This window comes from Chitinophagales bacterium (genome assembly GCA_020635995.1).
Lineage (GTDB): Bacteria > Bacteroidota > Bacteroidia > Chitinophagales > UBA8649 > JAFMKE01.
In genome coordinates, this window is the sequence record JACJYS010000002.1 from 337,374 (window position 1) to 359,799 (window position 22,426).

Annotated in this window: 10 protein-coding genes; 8 read left to right on the plus strand and 2 right to left on the minus strand. The window is 35.6% G+C overall.

Annotated elements, in window-relative coordinates; genetic code table 11:
• Positions 1-338: 338 nt before the first annotated feature.
• Positions 339-5,981, minus strand: a complete 5,643-nt coding sequence (locus H6578_05500; GenBank protein ID MCB9226606.1) for a gliding motility-associated C-terminal domain-containing protein — start codon at positions 5,979-5,981, stop codon at positions 339-341.
• A gap of 151 nt (positions 5,982-6,132) precedes the next feature.
• Here H6578_05500 and H6578_05505 point away from each other — a divergent pair, with 151 nt between their 5' ends.
• The 8 genes from H6578_05505 to H6578_05540 all read left to right on the plus strand — a co-directional run bounded on the left by H6578_05505 (position 6,133) and on the right by H6578_05540 (position 21,085).
• Positions 6,133-9,996: a DUF559 domain-containing protein gene (locus tag H6578_05505; protein ID MCB9226607.1), complete on the plus strand. Its 3,864-nt coding sequence runs from the start codon at positions 6,133-6,135 to the stop codon at positions 9,994-9,996.
• 158 nt (positions 9,997-10,154) lie between these two features.
• The gene (locus H6578_05510; GenBank protein ID MCB9226608.1) at positions 10,155-10,703 is read left to right on the plus strand and encodes a hypothetical protein; all 549 of its coding nucleotides are present in this window, start codon (positions 10,155-10,157) and stop codon (positions 10,701-10,703) included.
• A gap of 263 nt (positions 10,704-10,966) precedes the next feature.
• On the plus strand, positions 10,967-11,563 hold the full coding sequence (locus H6578_05515; GenBank protein MCB9226609.1) for a TetR/AcrR family transcriptional regulator: 597 nt from the start codon (positions 10,967-10,969) through the stop codon (positions 11,561-11,563).
• A 10-nt stretch (positions 11,564-11,573) separates the two neighbouring features.
• Complete coding sequence (locus H6578_05520; protein MCB9226610.1) at positions 11,574-12,932, plus strand: TolC family protein; 1,359 nt, start codon at positions 11,574-11,576, stop codon at positions 12,930-12,932.
• A 39-nt stretch (positions 12,933-12,971) separates the two neighbouring features.
• Positions 12,972-14,033 carry an efflux RND transporter periplasmic adaptor subunit gene (locus H6578_05525; protein MCB9226611.1) on the plus strand — a complete coding sequence of 354 codons (1,062 nt, stop codon included), beginning with the start codon at positions 12,972-12,974 and terminating at the stop codon, positions 14,031-14,033.
• A gap of 6 nt (positions 14,034-14,039) precedes the next feature.
• A complete protein-coding gene (locus H6578_05530) occupies positions 14,040-17,222 on the plus strand; it encodes an efflux RND transporter permease subunit (GenBank protein MCB9226612.1) in 3,183 nt (1,060 codons plus the stop codon).
• Between the two features lie 370 nt (positions 17,223-17,592).
• Positions 17,593-20,223, plus strand: coding sequence for a DNA gyrase/topoisomerase IV subunit A (locus H6578_05535; GenBank protein MCB9226613.1), 2,631 nt, complete (start codon positions 17,593-17,595; stop codon positions 20,221-20,223).
• 34 nt (positions 20,224-20,257) lie between these two features.
• Entirely contained in the window at positions 20,258-21,085 is an 828-nt protein-coding gene (locus tag H6578_05540) for an alpha/beta hydrolase (protein MCB9226614.1), read from the plus strand.
• An 81-nt stretch (positions 21,086-21,166) separates the two neighbouring features.
• On the opposite strand, the gene H6578_05545 is transcribed toward H6578_05540, so the two are convergent.
• Entirely contained in the window at positions 21,167-22,414 is a 1,248-nt protein-coding gene (locus H6578_05545; GenBank protein MCB9226615.1) for a DUF1015 domain-containing protein, read from the minus strand.
• Between the last annotated feature and the right edge of the window lie 12 nt (positions 22,415-22,426).

Here is a 22,426-nt window from a genome sequence, read left to right on the forward strand (position 1 = left end):
TTTATAGAAAGTTTTTGAGTAAAGCAAATTATATAGTGTTTAATTAATATTAAAATGCGTTATGAGCTTAAAAAGACTTCATTTTTTTTGACAAATGTGCATTTGAAATGCAGATTTGCACACTTTTTATTATTTTGCTATATAATTGTCAAAAAATAAAGTGATAAAATATTCGCAAAAGTTCACTAAAAAAACAATTCAATTGTACTATAAGACTATTTATAGTACAATCTCTGCTTCTGCCTTATTGGACTATTATATATTCCTAATCGGTATAAAAAAACGGGAGCAATTTTAATTGCTCCCGTTTTTATTATATTCTTTTATTGTTTCAAATCTTATCTAAATAACGATACCGTTCCTGAAACAATAAATTCTTGGTCGTCTAAAGTTTTAACTCTTACAATATAGCTATAAGCATCTACTGGCTGGTCTTCTCCTTTAAACTTACCGTCCCATCCATGGTTTGTTTGTCCTACTTCGCTATGAACCATTTCTCCCCATCTGTTATAAACTCTCATTTCTATTTCCGGGAAATATTGGCTCGTTACCACTCTAAATATATCGTTTATATTATCATTGTTAGGTGAAAACGCATCCGGTATCATTAATTGGTCTTGGGTTAATCCTAAAACATAAACGGTAATAGTTGTTTCATTAACACAGCCGTTAGCATCTGTTATTTGTACAGAATAAGTTGTTTCATCTAATGGAGAAACGGTGTAAGTACTTCCATTTTGAACACCATCCCATACAAATGAACCACTACCAATAGCTTCTAATATAGATTGGTCGCCAGGATAAATAGAGTCTGGTGTAGCCGTAGCATCTATACTTGGCGTAGGATTAATTAATACAGATACTGAAACGGTATCTTCACATCCTTGAGTATTACCAATTACGGTATAAGTAGTAAATCCTACATTTTGTATAAAGGCTACTCCATTTTCTACATTATTATTGTCCCAAATATAAGTTGTAGCTCCAGAAGCTGTTAATGTTACTGCTGTGCCTTCGCAAAGTGTATCGTTAGGTGTAATATTTACATCTACTTGCGGTTGAGATAAAACAGTAATACTTATTGTATCGGCACTTTGGCAGTTTGTAGCGGTATTAGTACCTGTAACAATATAATCTTGTGTTCCCACATTTTGACTAAATGGATTACCGTCTAATACTCCGTTAGTCCATAAGTAATTATCTGCATTCCCTGAACCAAATAATGTAACATCATTTATTTCGCAAATGGTGTCATTTGGAGCGGCATTAGCTACAACCGTTGGCAATGGATTTACCACTATAGTTAATGATGCTGAGTCTTGACAACCGTTTACGTCTGTACCTGTTACCGTATAAACAGTACTTCCTACAGACGGTGTAAATGCTGTTCCATTTTGTACAGTAGGATTCCAACTATAAGTGTCAGCACCTCCACCAGTCAATATTATTTGAGTACCAAAACAAACATTATTATCAGATGTGTTAGCTGTTACGTTTGGTGTTGGATTTACGGTTACCGTTACGGTATCTCTATTTGTACATCCAGTAGAAGTGTCTGTTCCTGTAACATAATAATCGTGAGTTCCTACCGCTGGTGCAAAATAAACACTGTCTTGATACCCATTATCCCACGTATATATATCTGTTCCTGTTCCAAATAAATAAATAGAATCTCCATCACAAATTTCAATATCAGAGGCATTCGCCACTACTGAAGGTAATGGATTTACTACTATGGTAATTGAATCGCTATTTTGGCAAGTAGTATTTACATCTGTAGTAGATACTATGTATTGTGTAGCTCCCACTGCTGGAGTAAATGCTACTCCATTCTGAATGGTTGGAGTCCAAGTGTATCCTGTAGCTAACGAGCCTGAAGCTGTTAATGTTACCGATGAACCTTCACAAACTGTATCATTAGGAGAAACATTAATTGAAATAGTAGGTAAAGGATTTACTACTAAATTAGTTGTAACTATACTATCACAGCCCGTTATTGAAGAAGCTATAGTGTCCACTGAAACCGTATCAGCAGATGGAGAAACTATTGTGCCATCAGGTAATGTATAATTATCATTATAACAAATAGTATCATTAACAGTGCTTTGCAGTTGTGGGGCGGTTAAAGTGAAGCATGCCGAGTCAATACATCCATTAGCATCAGTTGTGGTAACACAATAAGTTCCAACACCTAAATTAAATACTTCATTAGTTGTTGAAGCACTTGGGTCATCCCACAAAATACTATGAGGTGCAGCTCCTCCATCAATAAACACTCTTAGATATCCGTCTGTTGCTCCTAAACAAGTTGGATTCATAACAGAATCTATTGCTGACATAAGCGAGTCAGGTTCCGGTACTAATGCAGAAACTGTATATGTACAACCATTATTGTCTGTTACGGTTACTTCATAAGTTCCCCCTACCAAATTTACTATGGAATCACTAGTTGAAGATGTATTTAAAGTAGAACTTCCATTATCCCACACATAATCAAAAGGTGCTGTTCCACCATTAACAGAAACCGTTAAACGTCCATCAGCACTTCCATAACAGCTTACACCTCGGGTATTGCTAACATAGGCAACTAGAGATGCTGGTGTAGGATTTACTGTTGCAACAGCAGAGTCTTGACAACCCGTAGCTACGTCTGTTACCACTACAGTGTAGTTTCCTACTGCCAAACCTGTCGCTGTGGCTGTTGTTTGGTTAGCATCATCATTCCATTGATATGAATAAGTTCCGCTTCCACCTGTAGTCGTTACACTTGCTGAACCATTTGGTCCACAACTCGCATCTGTAGATGAAGTTGCTAAATCTAAATTAACAATAGACACCGTTACATAACCGGCATTAGAACATAAGCCCGAAGAGTCAACCATAGTAACATTATAGGTCGTTGTATCTGAAGGTAATGACACGACAGTAGGACTATCATTAACATCTAATCCACTACTTGGTGCCCAATTTATGGTTCCATTAGGGAGCATCCCTCCCACTGTTAAAGTAACCCCTGTTGTTGCTCCAGCACATAGTGTTGCATCAGCTGGCATTGCAATAATAGGTCTATCTTCTACATGTAGTTCTAACGTTGTTGGTATTGATAATCCACAACAACTTGTCTCAAATCTTAACTCTATTGTGTATATCCCCGGTGTCATGAAATCTATATCTTGTAAGGTTTCATAAGCTACTCCGTCATAATTGTTTGGTGTTGCTCCTCCTCCTAAATCCCAATGATATATGTAGCCTGTTCCTCCGTTTGTAGCACTAAAGTTTACATCTTCTCCTGCACATATTCTGTATGCTCCATTTACTATAGGTGCCGATGTAGTAAATGCCGGCAATACTTGTGAATCTAATAGTATGTTTGCAAAACCAGAATAATTATTGCCTGCATAACCTATATTCTTTCTACCTAATGTGCTGTATGCTGTTGTTACTGTTGAACCGGTGGCTGAACTTGGACTACTATTTGCCCCAAATGTCCAACTTCCACTTGTCGTTTGTCTAAAATCCATATTTGTAGCTGTACAAGCTATATCGTCCATAGATATGGTTGGTTGTCCAGCAAGGTTAAATGAATTTTGATTGGTTACAAATGCTGTTCCCGTTCTTTGTATTGCTTGGGTAGTTCCCGGGCTTCCTGCTAATGGTGTTGGACTTCCATTTGTATTTGAATTTCCTCCTGCTCCTGCTGCTCCTGCCGTTATATTACTTTGTATCAAATTTGTCCCTGCTCCATTTGAAAGTGCTACTAATCCTCTTGCATCTCCTCCATCTTCTGCCGGTATTGACCAATCTTGATTACCGCCCTTACCCGCTTGACTTGTATTTATTTGCGTTCTTACTAAATTATATTGGTCGCAACTGTTTAATCTTACGCCTATTACATCTACGCCCGGCTCTCCTTGAAATTCTATATTCGGATTTGTAAGTTGACTTCTCACGGTTATGTCTTGAAATCTAAATCCTGTTTGGTTACTTACTTCTATAGCCACTACTTCCGGATTTGGTCCAAACTCATTTGGTATTCCTGAACCTTGTACTATTGATGTTGTTGTTGTTGATGTAGAACGGGTTGCCGTTCTTAATATTCTCGTAGCTCCTGCTGTACTTATTTTATCCCAATTTGGTGTAGCATCATTAAAGCCTCCTTCTAAGGTTAAATAACTGGTTACTCTGTTTATTGTTGAGTCTGTTACATAATCTCCCACTGCCATTTTTATGGTCGTTCCATTACATGCTCCTATTTCCATTGCTGTTACTAAATCTAACGGGCTTGCTTTTGTGCCGTCATTTGAAGCTATGCCTGAAGGGGTTACATACAGTACATTACAGGCATTGCTTGTTGGTGCTGCCACTACTACTGTAGCTGTTGCCGTTGATGTACAGCCAAAATTTGATTCCGTTACTTCTACGGTATAGGTTGTTGTACTCGTAGCATTTACGGTTATATCTGCACTATTAGGAAATGCTCCTGGCGACCAATTGTAGGAATAACTTGAAGAATAGGTGGCACTTAAATCGGTAGGCTGTCCACTACAATTAAACGAATTAGCTGGGGTAACACTTACGTTTGGATTGGGGGCTACTCCTACGGTTACTACATCCGTTAAATCACAACCATCTGGGAAAGATGCTGTAACTTGATAATTTGTTGACGTAACTGGTGATGCCACAACAGAAGCACCCGATGTGCTTGATAAACCTGTAGCTGGCGACCAAGTATAACTTGTTGCTGTTGGTGTTGAAGTAGCTGTTAAAGTAGTAGATTCTCCAAAACATATAGTGTCATTAGGACTAACCGAAAGTGTATTAGGACTTGGTAGCACCTCAATAGTATATGTATAAGTTCCTGCCCCTACTACCGGACAAGCGTCATCTTGTACGTTTACTGTAAAAAAGTGCGTCCCTATATCTCCATTACTTGGAGTCCAACAAAACTGACCAACAGGATTAGCTGTATTATTGTTTGTAACTGTAAAATTACCTGTTGGAATTTCATTATTCCATGTCATATTAATATTATCACTTGTATTAGGGTCAGAACCATTTACATTAAAACATAACGTTCCATTGGCACATATTGATGTTTCAAAATTTAAAGGGTCTGTGTTTGGCGAACCGTCAATACCAGATAATGACGGAGGTTGATTTGAACAATTTATTACCGTAAACTGCATATCTCTATTAATTTCTCCAATTAATACTCCATTTCTATATTCTTTAACATTTATACATAAAACACCTACTTGCTGTTGATTGGGTGTAAAAGATATTGCTCCTGTATTAGGATTAACAGTAATTCCAGAAGATGTAGATAGTGGATTTGTGCCACTATAACTACCAGAATAATTAACAGAATTGCCATTGCCTTCATAACAGTTGCCTAAAGAAAAGTACAAAGAATCTCCATCTGCATCGCTTACCCCGTGATTATACACTACAGGTTGATTTACACAAACAATTGAACCCGGGGGGTTATTAAACACAGGAGAAGAATTACACGGTGTAGCCGTATTATCTAAATGTGCACCTACATACATGTTTTGGCTTGAAGAGCTACTTAAGGTATTTACCGCACCATTTCTACAGCATTGACTCCATCCTAATACCCAGTCATTACCACAACCCGCTGGTAAGTTTAATATCCCTTGGTAAATATACCTTTGCACGCCCCACTGTCCATTTCCATTACATGCTGTAGGCTCTCCCGGGCATATTGGAGTTATGTCAACAGGACTACCTACTTGGCTAAGTGTTATAGACCCACTAGCTCCACATGATGAAGAACTATAATTTAAAACTTGAGAACTAGCGGCAGTAATACCATTACAATCTCTATATAATGCCATGGTAACACGATATTGCCCTGGACCTAAGCATTCATAAACTATATCTGCACCCATTAAATGCGAAGCATAAGAATTGCTAATAAGTCCAATAAATAAAATAAATAAGAATATAAGCTTTTTCATAAAAAATACGATTAGTGATAATTAGGGCATGAAAATAATATTTTTTTTGTAATTCAAAGGGTTTTTGCTACTATTTTATCCCTCTATTACCTATTCTACCACTATTTTTAAAACAAAAACCTAAATTTGTACTATAATTTAAACAGTTTTTATGCAAGAAGCCAAACCATACAAACCAAAAAACAAAGTAAGAATTGTAACTGCCGCCTCTCTTTTTGACGGACATGATGCCTCTATTAATATTATGAGGAGAATCATACAAGCTACAGGTTGCGAAGTAATACACTTAGGGCACGATAGAAGTGTACAGGAAGTAGTAAATACCGCCATTCAAGAAGATGCACAAGCTATAGCCATGACTTCTTACCAAGGTGGACACAACGAGTACTTTAAATATATGTATGATTTGCTTAAAGAACGCCATGCTACTCAAATTAAAATATTTGGTGGTGGCGGTGGTGTTATTTTGCCCGAAGAAATTAAAGTGCTAGAAGATTATGGCATAAGTCGTATTTATTCTCCAGATGACGGAAGAGAATTGGGTTTGCAAGGAATGATTAATGACTTAGTAGAACATAGTGATTTTGCTCCTTACAAATTAGGTATAGATAAAAACTACGCTAAAAAATTAAAAGATAAAGATGTCAATACCATTGCTCGCTTAATAAGCATAGCTGAAAGTGATAATGCACTATTTGACAAAGAATATGCTCCTAAAATTACTCCAAACAATGAAATTCCGGTATTGGGAATAACGGGTACGGGCGGTGCCGGGAAATCAAGTTTAGTAGATGAATTGGTAAGACGATTTTTAATAGATTTTCCCGAAAAACAAATAGCCATTATATCTGTTGATCCCAGCAAAAGAAAAACAGGTGGAGCTCTTTTGGGCGATAGAATTAGAATGAATGCTATAAATAACGATAGAGTTTACATGCGTTCGTTGGCTACTCGCCAAGCTAATTTAGCTTTATCTAAACATGTAGATGATGCCATAAAAATACTTAGAGCAGCTCATTATGATTTAATCATACTTGAAACTTCGGGCATAGGGCAAAGTGATACGGAAATAACCGAACACAGCGATGTGGCTCTTTATGTAATGACTCCCGAATACGGTGCGGCTACCCAATTGGAAAAAATTGACATGCTTGATTTTGCCGATATTATTGCCTTAAATAAATTTGACAAACGGGGAGCGTTAGATGCTTTACGAGATGTAAAAAAACAGTACAAACGCAATCATGGTTTGTGGGAAACAAAAGATGAAGACATTCCCGTTTTTGGCAGTATTGCTTCTCAGTTTAACGACCCGGGCACTAATGCTTTGTATTTGGCGGTAATGAAAGCTATATCTAAAAAAACAAAATCTGCGTTTCACTCCAATTTTAAAGGAGAAATTGATTTATCTGAAAAAATATACATTATTCCGCCTAAACGCACCCGCTATTTAAGTGAAATAGCCGAAAACAACCGTAGTTATGATGAATGGGTAAACCAACAAAGTGAAACTGCTGGGAAATTATTTGCTATTCAAAAAACAATGGAAAGTTTACCCCCCTCTAACTCCCCCCTTGAAAAGGGTGGAGAACCGCCAGCCCAAGAAAAAGACGGCAATAGAATAATGAATCTTAAACACTTAAAAGAAAAACGACAAGAGTTAAGAAATAATCAAACATCAGCTGAAAATGTTTTATGGAATGCTTTAAGAAACAAACAATTTGAAGGAATTAAATTTAGAAGACAACATAGCGTCAATAATTATATTTTAGATTTTTATGCTCCCTCAGAAAATTTGGCTATAGAATTAGATGGAAGTGTACATAATAATGCAGGACAAGCTAATGCCGATTTTGAAAGAGATAAATATTTAAAAAGTATAGGAATTAAAGTACTTCGCTTTGAAAACCATTTTGTTTTTGAACAATTAGAAAATGTACTTGAAGAAATAAAAGAACATCTTTCTAAAAACGAAAATACAGGGGGCATTTCCCCCCTTGACAAGGGGGGAACAAAAGGGGGGTATTCGTCCCAAACTCTGAAGGAGGAGTTAGAAGGAGCAACTTCTTTACACCAACAACTCCAAACCCTTTTTGATAAAGAAAAACTAAACTTAGACCCTAAAAACTGGCTGATTATACAAGAGTGGGAAAACAAAAAAGCAAAATATGCAGCCGATGTGTATTCTTTTCAAGTAAGAGGAAAAGAAATAAAAATTGAAACCAAAACTGAATCGCTTTCTCATTTAAAAATACCTAAAATAGCCCTGCCCAAATACGAGAGTTGGAAAGACATATTAAAGTGGAATTTGCAAGAAAACGTACCGGGCGAATTTCCTTTTGCAGCAGGACTTTATCCTTTTAAACGCCAAGGCGAAGACCCAACGCGTATGTTTGCCGGAGAAGGCGGCCCCGAACGCACCAACAGACGTTTTCATTATGTGAGTTTAGGAATGCCTGCCAAGCGTTTATCTACAGCTTTTGATTCCGTTACGCTTTATGGAAACGACCCCGATTATCGCCCCGATATTTATGGAAAAATAGGTAATGCGGGCGTAAGCATTTGCTGCCTTGATGATGCCAAAAAACTTTATAGCGGTTTTGATTTGTGCAATCCAAGCACATCCGTTTCTATGACTATCAATGGCCCAGCACCTATGTTGCTCGGTTTTTTTATGAATGCCGCCATTGACCAACAATGTGAAAAATATATTAAGGAACATCAACTTGAAAAAGACGTAGAGAAAAAACTAAAAGAATTATATAATGATAAAGGTATTGCACGCCCTCAATATCAAGGCGATTTGCCGGAAGGCAATGACGGCTTAGGTTTAATGCTATTGGGAATAACGGGCGACCAAGTTTTGCCAAAAGACGTTTACAATAAAATTAAAGCCAAAACCTTAAACACCGTAAGAGGTACAGTACAAGCAGATATATTAAAAGAAGACCAAGCACAAAATACCTGTATTTTCTCTACAGAGTTTGCTTTGCGTTTAATGGGCGATGTGCAAGAATCTTTCATTAATCATAATGTACGCAATTTTTATTCGGTTTCTATTTCGGGTTATCATATAGCAGAGGCAGGAGCTAATCCTATAACGCAACTTGCTTTTACCTTGGCTAACGGCTTTACTTATGTAGAGTATTACTTAAGTAGAGGAATGGATATTAATGATTTTGGACCTAATTTATCTTTCTTTTTCTCAAATGGTATAGACCCCGAATATGCCGTTATAGGACGTGTGGCACGAAAAATATGGGCAAAAGCTATGGCTAAAAAATACGGAGCCAATGCCAGAGCTCAAATGCTGAAATACCACATACAAACCAGCGGACGCAGCCTGCACGCACAAGAAATAGACTTTAACGATATTCGTACTACCTTGCAGGCACTTTATGCCATTTACGATAATTGTAACAGCTTGCACACCAACGCCTATGACGAAGCCATAACCACACCTACCGAAGAAAGTGTGCGTAGAGCCATGGCTATACAGTTAATTATAAATAGAGAATTAGGCTTGGCTAAAAATGAAAACCCTTTGCAAGGTTCATTTATTATAGAAGAGCTAACCGATTTAGTAGAAGAAGCCGTTTTAGCAGAGTTTGACAGAATTACAGAGCGTGGCGGTGTGCTCGGTGCTATGGAAACCATGTATCAGCGTGGCAAGATACAGGAAGAAAGTTTGTATTACGAAACCTTAAAACATACAGGCGAATATCCAATAATTGGTGTAAATACTTTTTTAAGCAGCAAAGGTTCGCCAACTATTATTCCGGGGGAAGTAATACGAAGCACCGAAGAAGAAAAAGAATATCAAATAACCATGCTTAAAAATTTATATAAAGTAAATGAAAGCAAGGCTGTTAGTTTGCTAAACGACCTACAACAAACCGCCATAAAAAACGAAAATTTGTTTAATGAGTTGCTTGAAGTTTGTAAATACTGCTCCCTTGGGCAAATAACCAATGCTTTGTTTGAAGTGGGTGGGCAGTATAGAAGAAATATGTAGGGATTTTATAGACTTTTAGATATTGAGATGTTAGACCGCAAAATCTTAGCAACTCGTGTAGCGACTACTCGTGCCACGACTTGGAGTCGTGGCACGAGTCAATACCTACAAAACAGTGAAAAAGAGTGTATATTTGAACAACAGATAAACCACAATACATGCCAAAACTCAGTAAAGAAATAAAAGAACAAATAGATAAACTTAGCTGTAAGGACTTAAAAGACATTGTTGTTAAAACTGCCGCTAAAGAAAAATCTGTTTACGATTATCTTTTAATAAATTACTTAGACAAGGAATATGGCGAAAATGACTTGTTTGATGAAACAAAAAACGATTTAGAAGTTATTTTTAGAAAAAGATATAAAGGGTTTAGTCAAGAATTACAGTTGGCTAATATGCTGGCTGCGTGCATTAAAAGAATTAATGAGTTTTCAAAACATACTAAAAATAAAGTGTATGAAGCAGATTTGTTGCTCTTTGTTTTAGAAGTGCCATTTTCATTAACCACTAATTTATTAGGTACATGTTTTACCCAATATGATACAAAAGTGGCTATGATATTAAAACGGCTGATAAATGTAGTAGAAAAAAAATTGCATGAGGATTATAAGGTGGATTATAAAACTCCAATAAATGACTATCTAAAAATTTTACACAAAACATCCGATCATATTAATACCGTTTATAATTTGCCATTAGCTATTTAATAATAAGATTAAATACAAAAAACTATTACTCATTAGGGTTCGTTTCTTCCAATACTTTTCCGTGCTGTCAGAAGTTTCCTTCTGACATTATTAAACACAAAACATCAAAAATATTACTTACATTTGGTTTGTGAGACTTCAAGTCGTACCACGAGTTTCCACTCCCAAAACCACTTTTTAACAATTATTTTTAAATTTTTTGTTTAACACTATTGTCAAATTTAAAAAAGCGTTTTACATTTGCACAAAATTGTTTAACAATTATGTCAAACTTAAGCAAAGAACAAACAGAAGAGCATATAAAAGAGACCGCAAAAAACATCTTTTTTGTGCAGGGAAGGTTTAATGCTACTACACAGCAGATAGCCGAAGAAGCCGGAGTAAACAGAACGCTAATCAACTATTATTTTCGTTCAAGAAACAAATTGATAGAAATAATTTTTGAAGAAGCTGTTAGTTTAGAAAGAAATAAATCGCAGTCGCTTTTAAATAAAGGTTTGTCCTTTAAAGAGAATATTGCCCACTTTATAGAAGCTAATTTAGAGAGCAACTTAAAGTATCCTTATTTACAAACTTTTATTGTTTCGCAGCTTAATAAAAAAGAATTTACCTTTAAAAAAAGAGCCCACGACCAAAAAATAGCGGATTATTTCTATAAAATATACGAAGCAGAAATAAAAGCGGGCAACATTGAAAACATTGAAGCCAATCAATTTCTTTTTAATTTAATATCCCTGCTTTCTTTCCCCAATGCCGTGCGTCCTTTACTTAGAACTAATATGGGCATTTCAGAAAAAGAATACGACCGATTGATTTCGGAAAGAAAAGAAATTATACTCAACTTATTATTTAAAAAATAAAATGGAAATTATGAATATTAAACGTTTTGCTACTAAACGTATTTGGATTTTACTGGTAGCAATATTATTTACACTAAATGTCTCTTCAGTTAAGGCACAAGAAGTGATAACGCTACAAGAAGCCATAACGCAGGCCCTAAAAAATAAGGCTGATGCTCAAAAAGCTAAATTGGAGATTGACAGAGCTTCTGCAAGAGTTAATGAAGCCAAAGCAAGTGGTTTGCCACAAATAAATGTCAATCCTCAGGTAACGTACAATCCTTTAATTCAACAATCTGTTATTGATTTTAACGGACAGCAAACTGTTATTAAAATGGGACAACCTTGGACATCTAATGTAGCGGCTTCTTTACAGCAAACTATTTTTGACCAGCGTGTTTTTTCCGGCTTAAAAGCGGCTAAATCTTCTCGTGAGTTTTATATGATTAATGCTGAATTAACCAATGAACAAATTATAGAAAATGTAGCGTTAGCCTATTACAATGTTTTTGTACAAGAAGAAAACCTAAAAACAGCCAACGAAAGCTATATAAACATTGAAAAAATGAGAAATGTTATAAGTAGTTTGGTTGATAATGGCTTGGCAAAACCTATTGATTTAGATAGAACAAATGTGCAACTAAATAATGTGGCTGCCACACAGCAAACGCTAATAAATGCCGTAGAACTTACCAAAAATGCCTTAAAATTTTACATGGGTATTCCTATGGAAACAAACATTGTGCTGTATGACGAAAAAATAGAGCCTAATCCGCAATTAATTTTAGGTGAAATGGATGTAAATAACCGTTTGGAAATGAAAGTGTTAAACAAAAGAAAAGAGTTGTTGGAACTTAATAAAAAAGTTACCAAAGCATCTCTATATCCTTCAGCTTATTTGCAAGGAATTTATGGTTGGTACGGAACAGGAGAAAAATTCCCTTGGACTAACGGAAAAAACAACAGCGTTAATTGGAGTGATTTTGCCAATATTAGCTTAAACATTAACATTCCCATTTTTGCAGGAGGAGCCAACAGAGCCAGAATACAGCAAGCTAAATTAGATATTTTAAGTACCGATTTAGATATAAAAGACACAGGTCTTGCCTTAGAAATGGATTATAAAAATGCCGTTTCTAATCTTGAAAATGCTTTAATCAATCTTGAAAATATGGAAGAAAATGTGGCTTTAGCAGAAAAAGTGCAAAACAACACACAATCTAATTATCAATACGGATTGGCTAATCTTACTGATGTGCTTGATTCTGACAATGCCTTAACCCAAGCCAAGCAAAACTATGCCAATGCCCTTTTAAACTATAAGAGTTCAGAAATTAAACTTATAAAAGCTAAAGGCGAATTAAATCAACTAACAGAAACAACAAATTAATTAAATAAAAACAGCTAAAAAATTTAAAAATAAAAGAAGATGAAAAAGACATTAATATACCTTGTAATTGCAGCTATTGTTATTGGCTTAGGAGCTTGGAAAATTTCTGACAACAAAAAGAAACAAAATGCCGAAGTGGAAGAAGTAGGCAAGCAAATAGATAAAATTAACGTAAATATTGCTACGCTTAAAAGAGAAAATATCAATACAGATTATACTGCCAACGGGACGTTTATTCCTAAGCAAGAGCTTTCTTTTCCTTCGGAAATTATGGGAAGAGTAACCAAAGTTTTGGTAGATGAAGGTTCAAGCGTAAAAGTGGGTCAAGTGCTGGCGGTTATTAAAAAAGATGCCATTGAAGTAGATATGACACAGGCTCAAAACAATCTTCAAAATGCTATTGACAATAACCAACGTTTTGAAAACGCTTATTTATCGGGGGGAGTTACTAAGCAACAGTTAGATAACTCCAGACTACAACTAAAAAATGCCGAAGCGGCTGTTAAAGCACAAAGCATTAGAGTAAATGATACCGATGTAAAAGCCACCATTAGCGGTATTGTAAACAAAAGAATGATAGAGCCGGGTTCGGTAGTTTCTCCGGGTACGCCTTTGTTTGAAATTGTAAATATCAATTCGCTTAAACTTTCTGTTTTGGTAGATGAAAGCCAAGTGGGCAGAATAAGTCTTGGGCAAAATGTAGCCATTAATGTAAATGTACTACCGGACGAAAGCTACACAGGTAAAATAACATTTATAGCACCTAAAAGCGATGCTTCGCTAAATTTCCCTGTAGAAATAGAAATACCAAACAATGGAAAACTAAAAGCAGGTATGTATGGTACGGCTGTGTTTGAAACCAATCATGGTGCAGAAACCCAAAACATGCTTACCGCTCCTGCCACGGCATTTGTTAACGGTGTTAATTCCGGTCAGTTGTTTATAAATGATAATGGCGTAGCCAAACTTACCACTGTAGGTGTAGGAAAAGTTTATGGCGATAAAGTTCAAATTTTAAACGGATTAAAAGAAGGCGACCAAGTAATAACCAGCGGACAAATTAACTTAGATAACGGTTCAAAAATCAATATAATAAAGTAGTAAAACATGAAATTAGCAGAAATATCCATAAAAAGACCAACCTTAGTTATTGTACTTTTTACAATACTTTCTTTAGGTGGTTTGCTTAGTTATTCCTTAATGGGATACGAGCTTGTTCCAAAATTTGAAGTAAATGTAATTACTATTTCTACGGTATATCCGGGTGCTTCTCCCAGCGAGGTGGAAACATCTATAACCCGAAAAATAGAAGATGCGGTAGGTTCTTTAGAAAATGTAAAAAAAGTAGAGGCTTCTTCTTACGAAAATCTTTCTATCATAATGATTCAGTTAAATGACGGAGCCGATGTAGATTACTCACTCAACGATGCACAACGTAAAGTAAACGCCATTTTATCCGATTTGCCGGACGATGCCGATGTGCCTTCGCTTAATAAGTTTTCATTAGATGATATGCCTATTTTAACAATGAGTGTTACCAGCGAAGACCTAAACGATAAAGCCTTATACGATTTATTAGACAAAAAAATTCAGCCTATATTTTCGCGTGTTGCGGGTGTGGCTCAAATAGATATTGTAGGTGGACAAGAAAGAGAAATTCAAGTAAATATAGACGAGAAAAAACTGGAAGGTTACGGACTCTCTATTGGTCAAGTACAGCAAATGATTCTTTCTTCTAATCTTGATTTCCCTACGGGAAACATTAAAACAAGAACTACAAAATCTACTATCCGATTATCGGGAAAATATAAATCGGTAGAAGAATTAAACAACTTAATCATTAATACAGGTACGGGAGCACAAATTCGTTTATCGGATATAGCCGTAGTGTTAGATGCTCAAAAAGATGTAGAAAAATTGGCTCGGTACAACCAAGTGCCCACTATGTTGCTGCAAGTAAAAAAACAATCGGATGCCAATGCGGTGGCGGTATCGGAAAATGTAAGAGAAACCATTAAAGAAGTAGAAAAAAATTATGAGCAAGAGGGCTTAAAACTTTCTGTAGTAGATGACACCACCGATTTTACTTTAGAAGCAGCCAACCACGTTATTTTTGACTTGTTTTTGGCTATTATTTTAGTGGCATTGGTTATGTTATTATTCCTTCACAATGTAAGAAACGCTTTTATTGTTATGGTGTCTATTCCGGCATCACTTATTGCCACATTTATAGGTATGTATTTAATGGGTTACACCCTTAACTTAATGAGTTTATTGGCACTTTCATTGGTGGTAGGTATTTTAGTAGATGATGCCATTGTGGTATTAGAAAACATATATCGCCACATGGAAATGGGCAAAAGCAGAATAAGAGCCGCTTATGACGGAGCTTCGGAAATTGGATTTACCGTTATGTCTATTACCTTGGTAATTGTGGTAGTGTTTTTACCTATTGCTATGAGTAGTGGCATGGTTGCCAATATTTTAGGTCAATTCTGTGTTACGGTAGTTATAGCCACTTTAATTTCATTATTGGCTTCATTTACCATTATTCCTTGGTTGTCTTCTCGTTTTGGTAAATTAGAACATTTAACCGGCAAAAACTTTTTTGAAAAATTCATACTTGGGTTTGAAAGTTTAATAGAACGCTTTACGCATTGGGTTACAGCCATATTAGAGTGGTGTCTTAAAACACGCATCCGAAAAGTGGGAACAGTAGTAGTTACTTTTTTGGTGTTAATTTCTTCATTCATGTTAGTTGCCTATGGTTTTATTGGTGGTGAGTTTTTCCCTGCTATGGACAGAGGGCAGTTTTTAGTACAAATGGAACTACCTAAAGATGCCACTATAGAAAAAACAAACCAACTGACTTTAGATGTAGAAAAATGGCTAAGAGAAGATAAAGACGTAGTAGATATGATTACCATGGTGGGTCAGCAATCAACCGGTTTTGGTGGAGCACAATCTACGGCTTATCAATCGGAAATACAGGTTATTTTAACCGATAAATCGGAGCGAGAAGAAAGTACCGATATTAAAGCCGCAAGAATAAAAAGAGCTTTAGAAGAAAAATACACAGGGGTAAAATTTAAAACTGCACCAATGGGATTAATGGGAGCCGATAATGCACCTATTGAAATGGTGGTAACGGCTCAAGATAATGAAACGGCAAATAAAGAAGCTACCCGTATTATGGAATTGCTTAAAAATGTGCCGGGAGCTGTAGATGCAGAATTATCTACCGATGAAGGAAACCCCGAAGTGCGTGTTAATATAGACAGAGATAAAATGGCTACATTGGGTCTTACACTTGCCGGTGTGGGACAAACTATGCAAGTGGCTTTTAACGGAAATACCGATGGCAAATTTAGAACAGGCGAATATGAGTATGACATTAACATACGTTTTGCCGAAAATGACAGAAAAACAATAGATGATGTAAGAAACCTTATGTTTACCAATAACATGGGGCAGCAAGTACGTTTAAGTCAGTTTGCAGAAGTAGATATGAGTTCCGGACCAAGTTTACTGCAACGTAGAGATAAAACACCTTCTGTAAAAGTATTGGCTAAAGTAGTAGGGCGTCCTGTGGGCGATGTAGCCAATGAATGGACAGCCCAATTTATGGACAGCAAAGACAAACCTGCGGGCGTAAATTATATATGGGGTGGCGATATGGAAAACCAAGAAGAAGGATTTGGTACTTTGGGTATAGCCCTTATAGCCGCCATTGTATTGGTTTATCTAATTATGGTATCTCTTTACGATAGTTTTGTATATCCGTTTGTGGTATTGTTTTCTATTCCTTTAGCATTAATAGGCGTTATGCTTATACTGGCATTAACCAATAATTCCTTAAACATATTTACCATACTCGGTATGATAATGCTTATTGGTTTGGTGGCTAAAAACGCCATATTAATTGTAGATTTTGCCAATATGCGAAAAGCAGCAGGAGCCAGCACCCACGATGCTTTGATACAAGCCAATCATGCACGTCTTCGTCCTATATTAATGACCACCATAGCCATGGTATTTGGTATGTTGCCTATAGCCTTAGCCACAGGTTCGGCATCAGAGATGAACCAAGGTTTAGCGTGGGTAATCATAGGCGGACTTACCTCTTCATTATTCCTTACGCTTATTATAGTTCCGGTAGTATATTCTATTTTTGATTCACTTATATACCGTTTTGGCAAAGGAGAAACCATAGACTATGAAGCCGAAATGAAAGCCGAATACGACCATGTAGAGCTAAGCGAAGACGGCTACACACCTAAACACGTTTGATAAGAAAACAGTTTTTATAAAGCACTCATGCCACCACTCCAAGTGGTGGTACGAGTGTACACACCTGTACGTCATTACGATGAGTGCAGTGAAACGGAACGAAGAAGTAATCTTTTATTGGAATAAGATTGCCGCAAAAATTACTCCTTCGTAATAATTTTTTCGCAAAGACGACCCAATTTATTAAATTTCCAAAACAGCTATTCAGCTACTGCGTCTTAACGACTTTGCGAGAAAAAAAAGAAAAGAGTATCTCAAAATGCTTTAGTTGTAGTAGTTAGTATTTCCCTAAAAAACTTCACATTACATTGTGGATATATAGGCTTTTACAATCTAAATAAGCCTTTTATATTTGTATATTACTAAACGTATGGAAGAACAAGAAAGAGAAGAAAGTAAGCAAGGCGAAGTAATTAAGGTAGATGGTATGTATAAAGACTGGTTTTTAGACTATGCCAGTTACGTTATATTAGAACGTGCCGTGCCACTAATAGATGATGGTATGAAACCCGTGCAGCGTAGAATACTCCACGCCATGAAAGAAATGGACGATGGGCGGTTTCATAAAGTAGCTAACATTATAGGGCAAACCATGCAATATCATCCCCATGGAGATGCCGCCATAGGTGATGCCTTGGTAAAACTGGGACAAAAAAACCTACTAATAGACACACAAGGGAACTGGGGCGATGTAAGAACAGGAGATAGTGCTGCCGCACCACGATATATTGAAGCCCGATTAACAAAATTTGCCTTAGATGTACTTTTTAACAAAGAAACTACAGAATGGCAACTTTCTTACGATGGTAGAAAAAATGAACCCGTAGCACTTCCTGCTAAATTTCCTTTGCTACTTTCGCAAGGTGTAGAAGGTATAGCCGTAGGCTTAAGCACTAAAATTTTACCTCATAATTTCAACGAGCTTATAAAAGCTTCAATAGATATTTTAAAAGAGAAAAAAGTAAAAATTTATCCCGATTTTGATACGGGAGGATATATAGACGTAGCCGATTATAATGGCGGAGAAAGAGGTGGAAAAGTAAAAGTGCGTGCTAAAATAGAGTCGGCAGATAAAAAATCTTTAAGAATTACAGAAATTCCTTTTGGCACCACCACTTCTTCTTTAATTGATTCTATTTTAAAAGCCAATGATAAAGGCAAAATTAAAATAAAGAAAATTATAGATAACACGGCTAAAAATGTTGAAATAGACATAGAACTGCCACCCGGAGTTTCGCCAGATGTAACCATTGATGCTTTATATGCTTTTACACTATGCGAGCAAAGTATTTCCCCTAATGCTTGTGTTATTATAAATGATAAACCTCACTTTTTAACTGTAGAAGAAATTTTAAGAATTTCTACTCAAAATACTAAAGAACTTTTAAAACGTGAGTTAGAAATAAAGCAAGCTGCTCTTAATGAAAAATGGCATTTATCATCTCTTGAAAAAATATTTATAGAAAATAAAATATACCGAGATATTGAAGAAGCCGAAACGTGGGAGCAAGTAATGGAATTTATATACGCAGGCTTGTTTAAATACGTAAGTACGCCTTCTAAACCCAATAAAAATGCTATAGCTTTATACAGAGATATTACCGATGAAGATGTAGTAAAACTTACCGAAATTAAAATAAAACGTATTTCTAAATACGATGCTTTTAAAGCTGATGAATACATTAAAAGCTTAGAAGAAGAGCAAAAAGAAGTAGCACACCATTTGGCACATTTAACAGAGTATGCCATTGCTTATTTTGAAGAATTGTATAAAAAATATAGCAAAGGTCAGGAACGTAAAACAGAAATAAGAAATTTTGAAGACATAGCCATAACACAAGTGGCTGCCAATAACACAAAACTTTATGCTAATTATAAAGAAGGATTTATAGGTTCGGGGCTTAAAAAAGATGAATTTATAGCCGACTGTAGCGATATAGACGATATAATAGTATTTAGAAGAGATGGAGTAATGGTGGTTTCAAGAATAGAGGATAAAAAGTTTGTAGGCAAAGACATTATTTATGTATCGGTATGGAAAAAGAATGATGAAAGAATGACTTACCACATGATTTATGCCGACCTAAAAAGCGGTAAAAATTATGTAAAACGCTTTCCTGTTACCTCTATAACCAGAGATAAAGAATACCAACTTACAAAATCAGACAAAGCAAAAGTTATCTATTTTTCTGCCCACCCTAATAGCGAAGAAGAAAAAGTGCAAGTATCGTTAAGTGCTAATTCTAAAGCCAGAATTAAGAAATTTGACTACGATTTTGCAGATTTGGCCATAAAAGGAAGAAACGCCAATGGAAATGTTATTTCTAAATATCCAATTAGAAAAGTAGAACAAATAGGTATAGGCGAATCAACCCTTGGCGGCATAGAAATTTGGATAGATACATCTGTAGGTAGGCTAAATAAAGATGAAAGAGGGAAACTGCTGGGTAAGTTTAATACCGGAAACAAAATTTTAGTTATTTATACCAATGGCGAATACGAGCTAACAGATTTTGAGCTTACCAACCGCTACGAGATGAAAGACATAGCTTTAATAGAAAAATATAATGAAAACAAAGTTATATCGGTAGTATATTTTGATGGCGAAAATAAAGAACATTATGTAAAACGTTTTCAAATAGAAACTAAAACGGACAATCAAAAATTTGGTTTTATAAGCGAGCATAAAAAATCGGTAGTTGAATATGTAACTACTGCTAGCGGAAAAACAGTTTATTTTAAAGTATTAAAAGGAAAAAATAAAGAACGAGTAGAAGAACAAGTTTCGGTAGATGAATTTATAGATATAAAAGGATGGAAAGCACAAGGTAACAAACTGAGTGCTAACACAATAACAGGAAAAATACGAGAACTGGAAGAAGAAGAAAAGCCTGAAGTGGAAGAAGATATTTCTGAAGAAAAAACCGAGAATAAGCAAGAAGAACAAAAGGATGATAAAGACAAGTATAAGCCGGGAGATACTTTAGAATTTGATTTTTAAAAATAATTTAAAATAAATTGCGTACCTTTTCGCCATGTCTTTTTTAGAGTGGATAGGAATTTTAGCAATAGTATATACAGGCTTATGTGCTATTGTTTATTTCACTCAAGAATTTTTTTTATTTCATCCCGAAAAATTAGATTTAGATTTTAAATATCAATTTGAATATCCTTTTTACGAAATTTTTTTAGATGCCGATGACGGAGCTATTATAAATGGTTTGCATTTTAAACTACCTAAAGCCAAAGGGGTAATTTTTTACTTTAAAGGCAATACAAGAAGCATAAAAGGCTGGGGGAAATACGCAAGAGATTTTTTAAGCAAAGGCTATGATTTTTTTGTGATTGACTACAGAGGTTTTGGCAAAAGCACAGGAAAAAGAACGGAAGATAATATTAAAGCCGATACTCAAATTGCCTACAATTATTTAAAACGGTTTTATGTTGAAAAAGAAATAGTTATTTACGGTAGGAGTATAGGTTCCGGATTCGCGGCATATTTAGCTTCTCATAACAATCCTAAAACTTTGGTTTTAGATTCTCCATATTATAGTTTGTATAAATTGGCTAAAGGATACCTGCCTTTTTTGCCTATTGCATCTTTACTCAAATACCATATAAGAACAGATGTTTACATTAAAAATGTACAATGCCAAATTTTTATTATTCACGGAAGTGCCGATAGACTTATACCTTATAGTCATTCTATAAAATTAAGCCAACTAAACGATAAAGTGCAGTTAATTAAAATAACAGGAGGCAAGCACAATAACTTACCGGATTATGCCCAGTACCATCATACTATTTACGATATTTTAAACGATACCTTTATTTATACCAGCGTATTTGAAGAAATATATTAGGCAGGAATAGCTGATGCAAATTTTTAGCTCGCATCAATAGTATTTTGTTATACTGTATCTATAGTTTCTTTAAAAAAACCCTTAAAACTTATGTACAAACAAACCACTACGTAGCTTTGGTTCAAACCAAGTGCTTTTTGGTGGCATTACGTTTCCGCTGTCGGCTACTTTCATTAGTTGTTCCATAGTAACAGGCGGTATGGCAAAAGCTAATCTCATTTCTCCGCTATCTACTCTTTTTTCCAGTTCGGCTAAACCTCTTATTCCACCCACAAAATCTATGCGGTCATCGGTGCGTTGGTCTTCTATGCCTAATAAGGGATTGATAACATAATTACTTAAAATACTAATATCCAGTTTTTCTACGGGATCGTTGGTGCTGTATAAACTTTTATCGGCTATTAATCTATACCATTGTTTATCTATATACAAACCAAACTCTCCGGGAACAGAAGGTCTTACCTGCTCTTTTTCCGGTTTTACGGTAAAATTTGCCAATAAAGCCGTTAAAAACTCCTCTGTAGAAATATCTGGCAATAAATCTTTAACTACTCTGTTGTAGTCAATTATCATAAGCTGGTCGGCAGGAAACAAAACCGAAAGGAAGTAATTAAAATCTTCATGTCCAGTAAAACTTCCTTTTTCTTCTCTAAGTTTCTTGCCTACTTTAGCAGAAGCTGCCGAGCGGTGATGCCCATCTGCTACATAAGTATAAGGCACTTGCCCTTCAAAAATAGAAACTATCTGTTTTATAGTCATTTCATCATCTATTACCCACGTTCTATGCGATATACCGTCTGTACTGGTAAAATCGTTTTCAGTTTCATGCTTTTCTATCCAGTTATTAATCATTTCATCTAACTGTTTTATAGGTTTATAAGCTAAAAAAACAGGACCCAAATGAGCTTTAGCCGTGTACATGTGCTCTATTCTATCGTTTTCTTTTACAGGGCGGGTATATTCATGTTTTTTAATTACATCGTTAAAATAATCATCTATTGAACTACACGCCACCAAGCCATTTTGCACGTGCTTGCCCATTTGCTGCTGATAGATATACAACATTGGCTTTTCGTCTTGCTGCAACCATTTTTTTTCAATAAAAGCCTCTAAATTTTCCTTGCCTTTTTCGTAAACTTCCTTAGCGTAATGGTCTGTTTCTATAGGTAAATCTATCTCAGGCTTATTAATTCTTAAAAAAGAATATTCATTATCTTTAGCTAATGTTCTTGCTTCATCACTATTTAATACGTCATAAGGAAAAGATGCTAATTTATCTGCTATTCCTTTTTGTGGTCTGTACGCTTTAAATGGTTTTATTATTGCCATAATTTGTTTTAT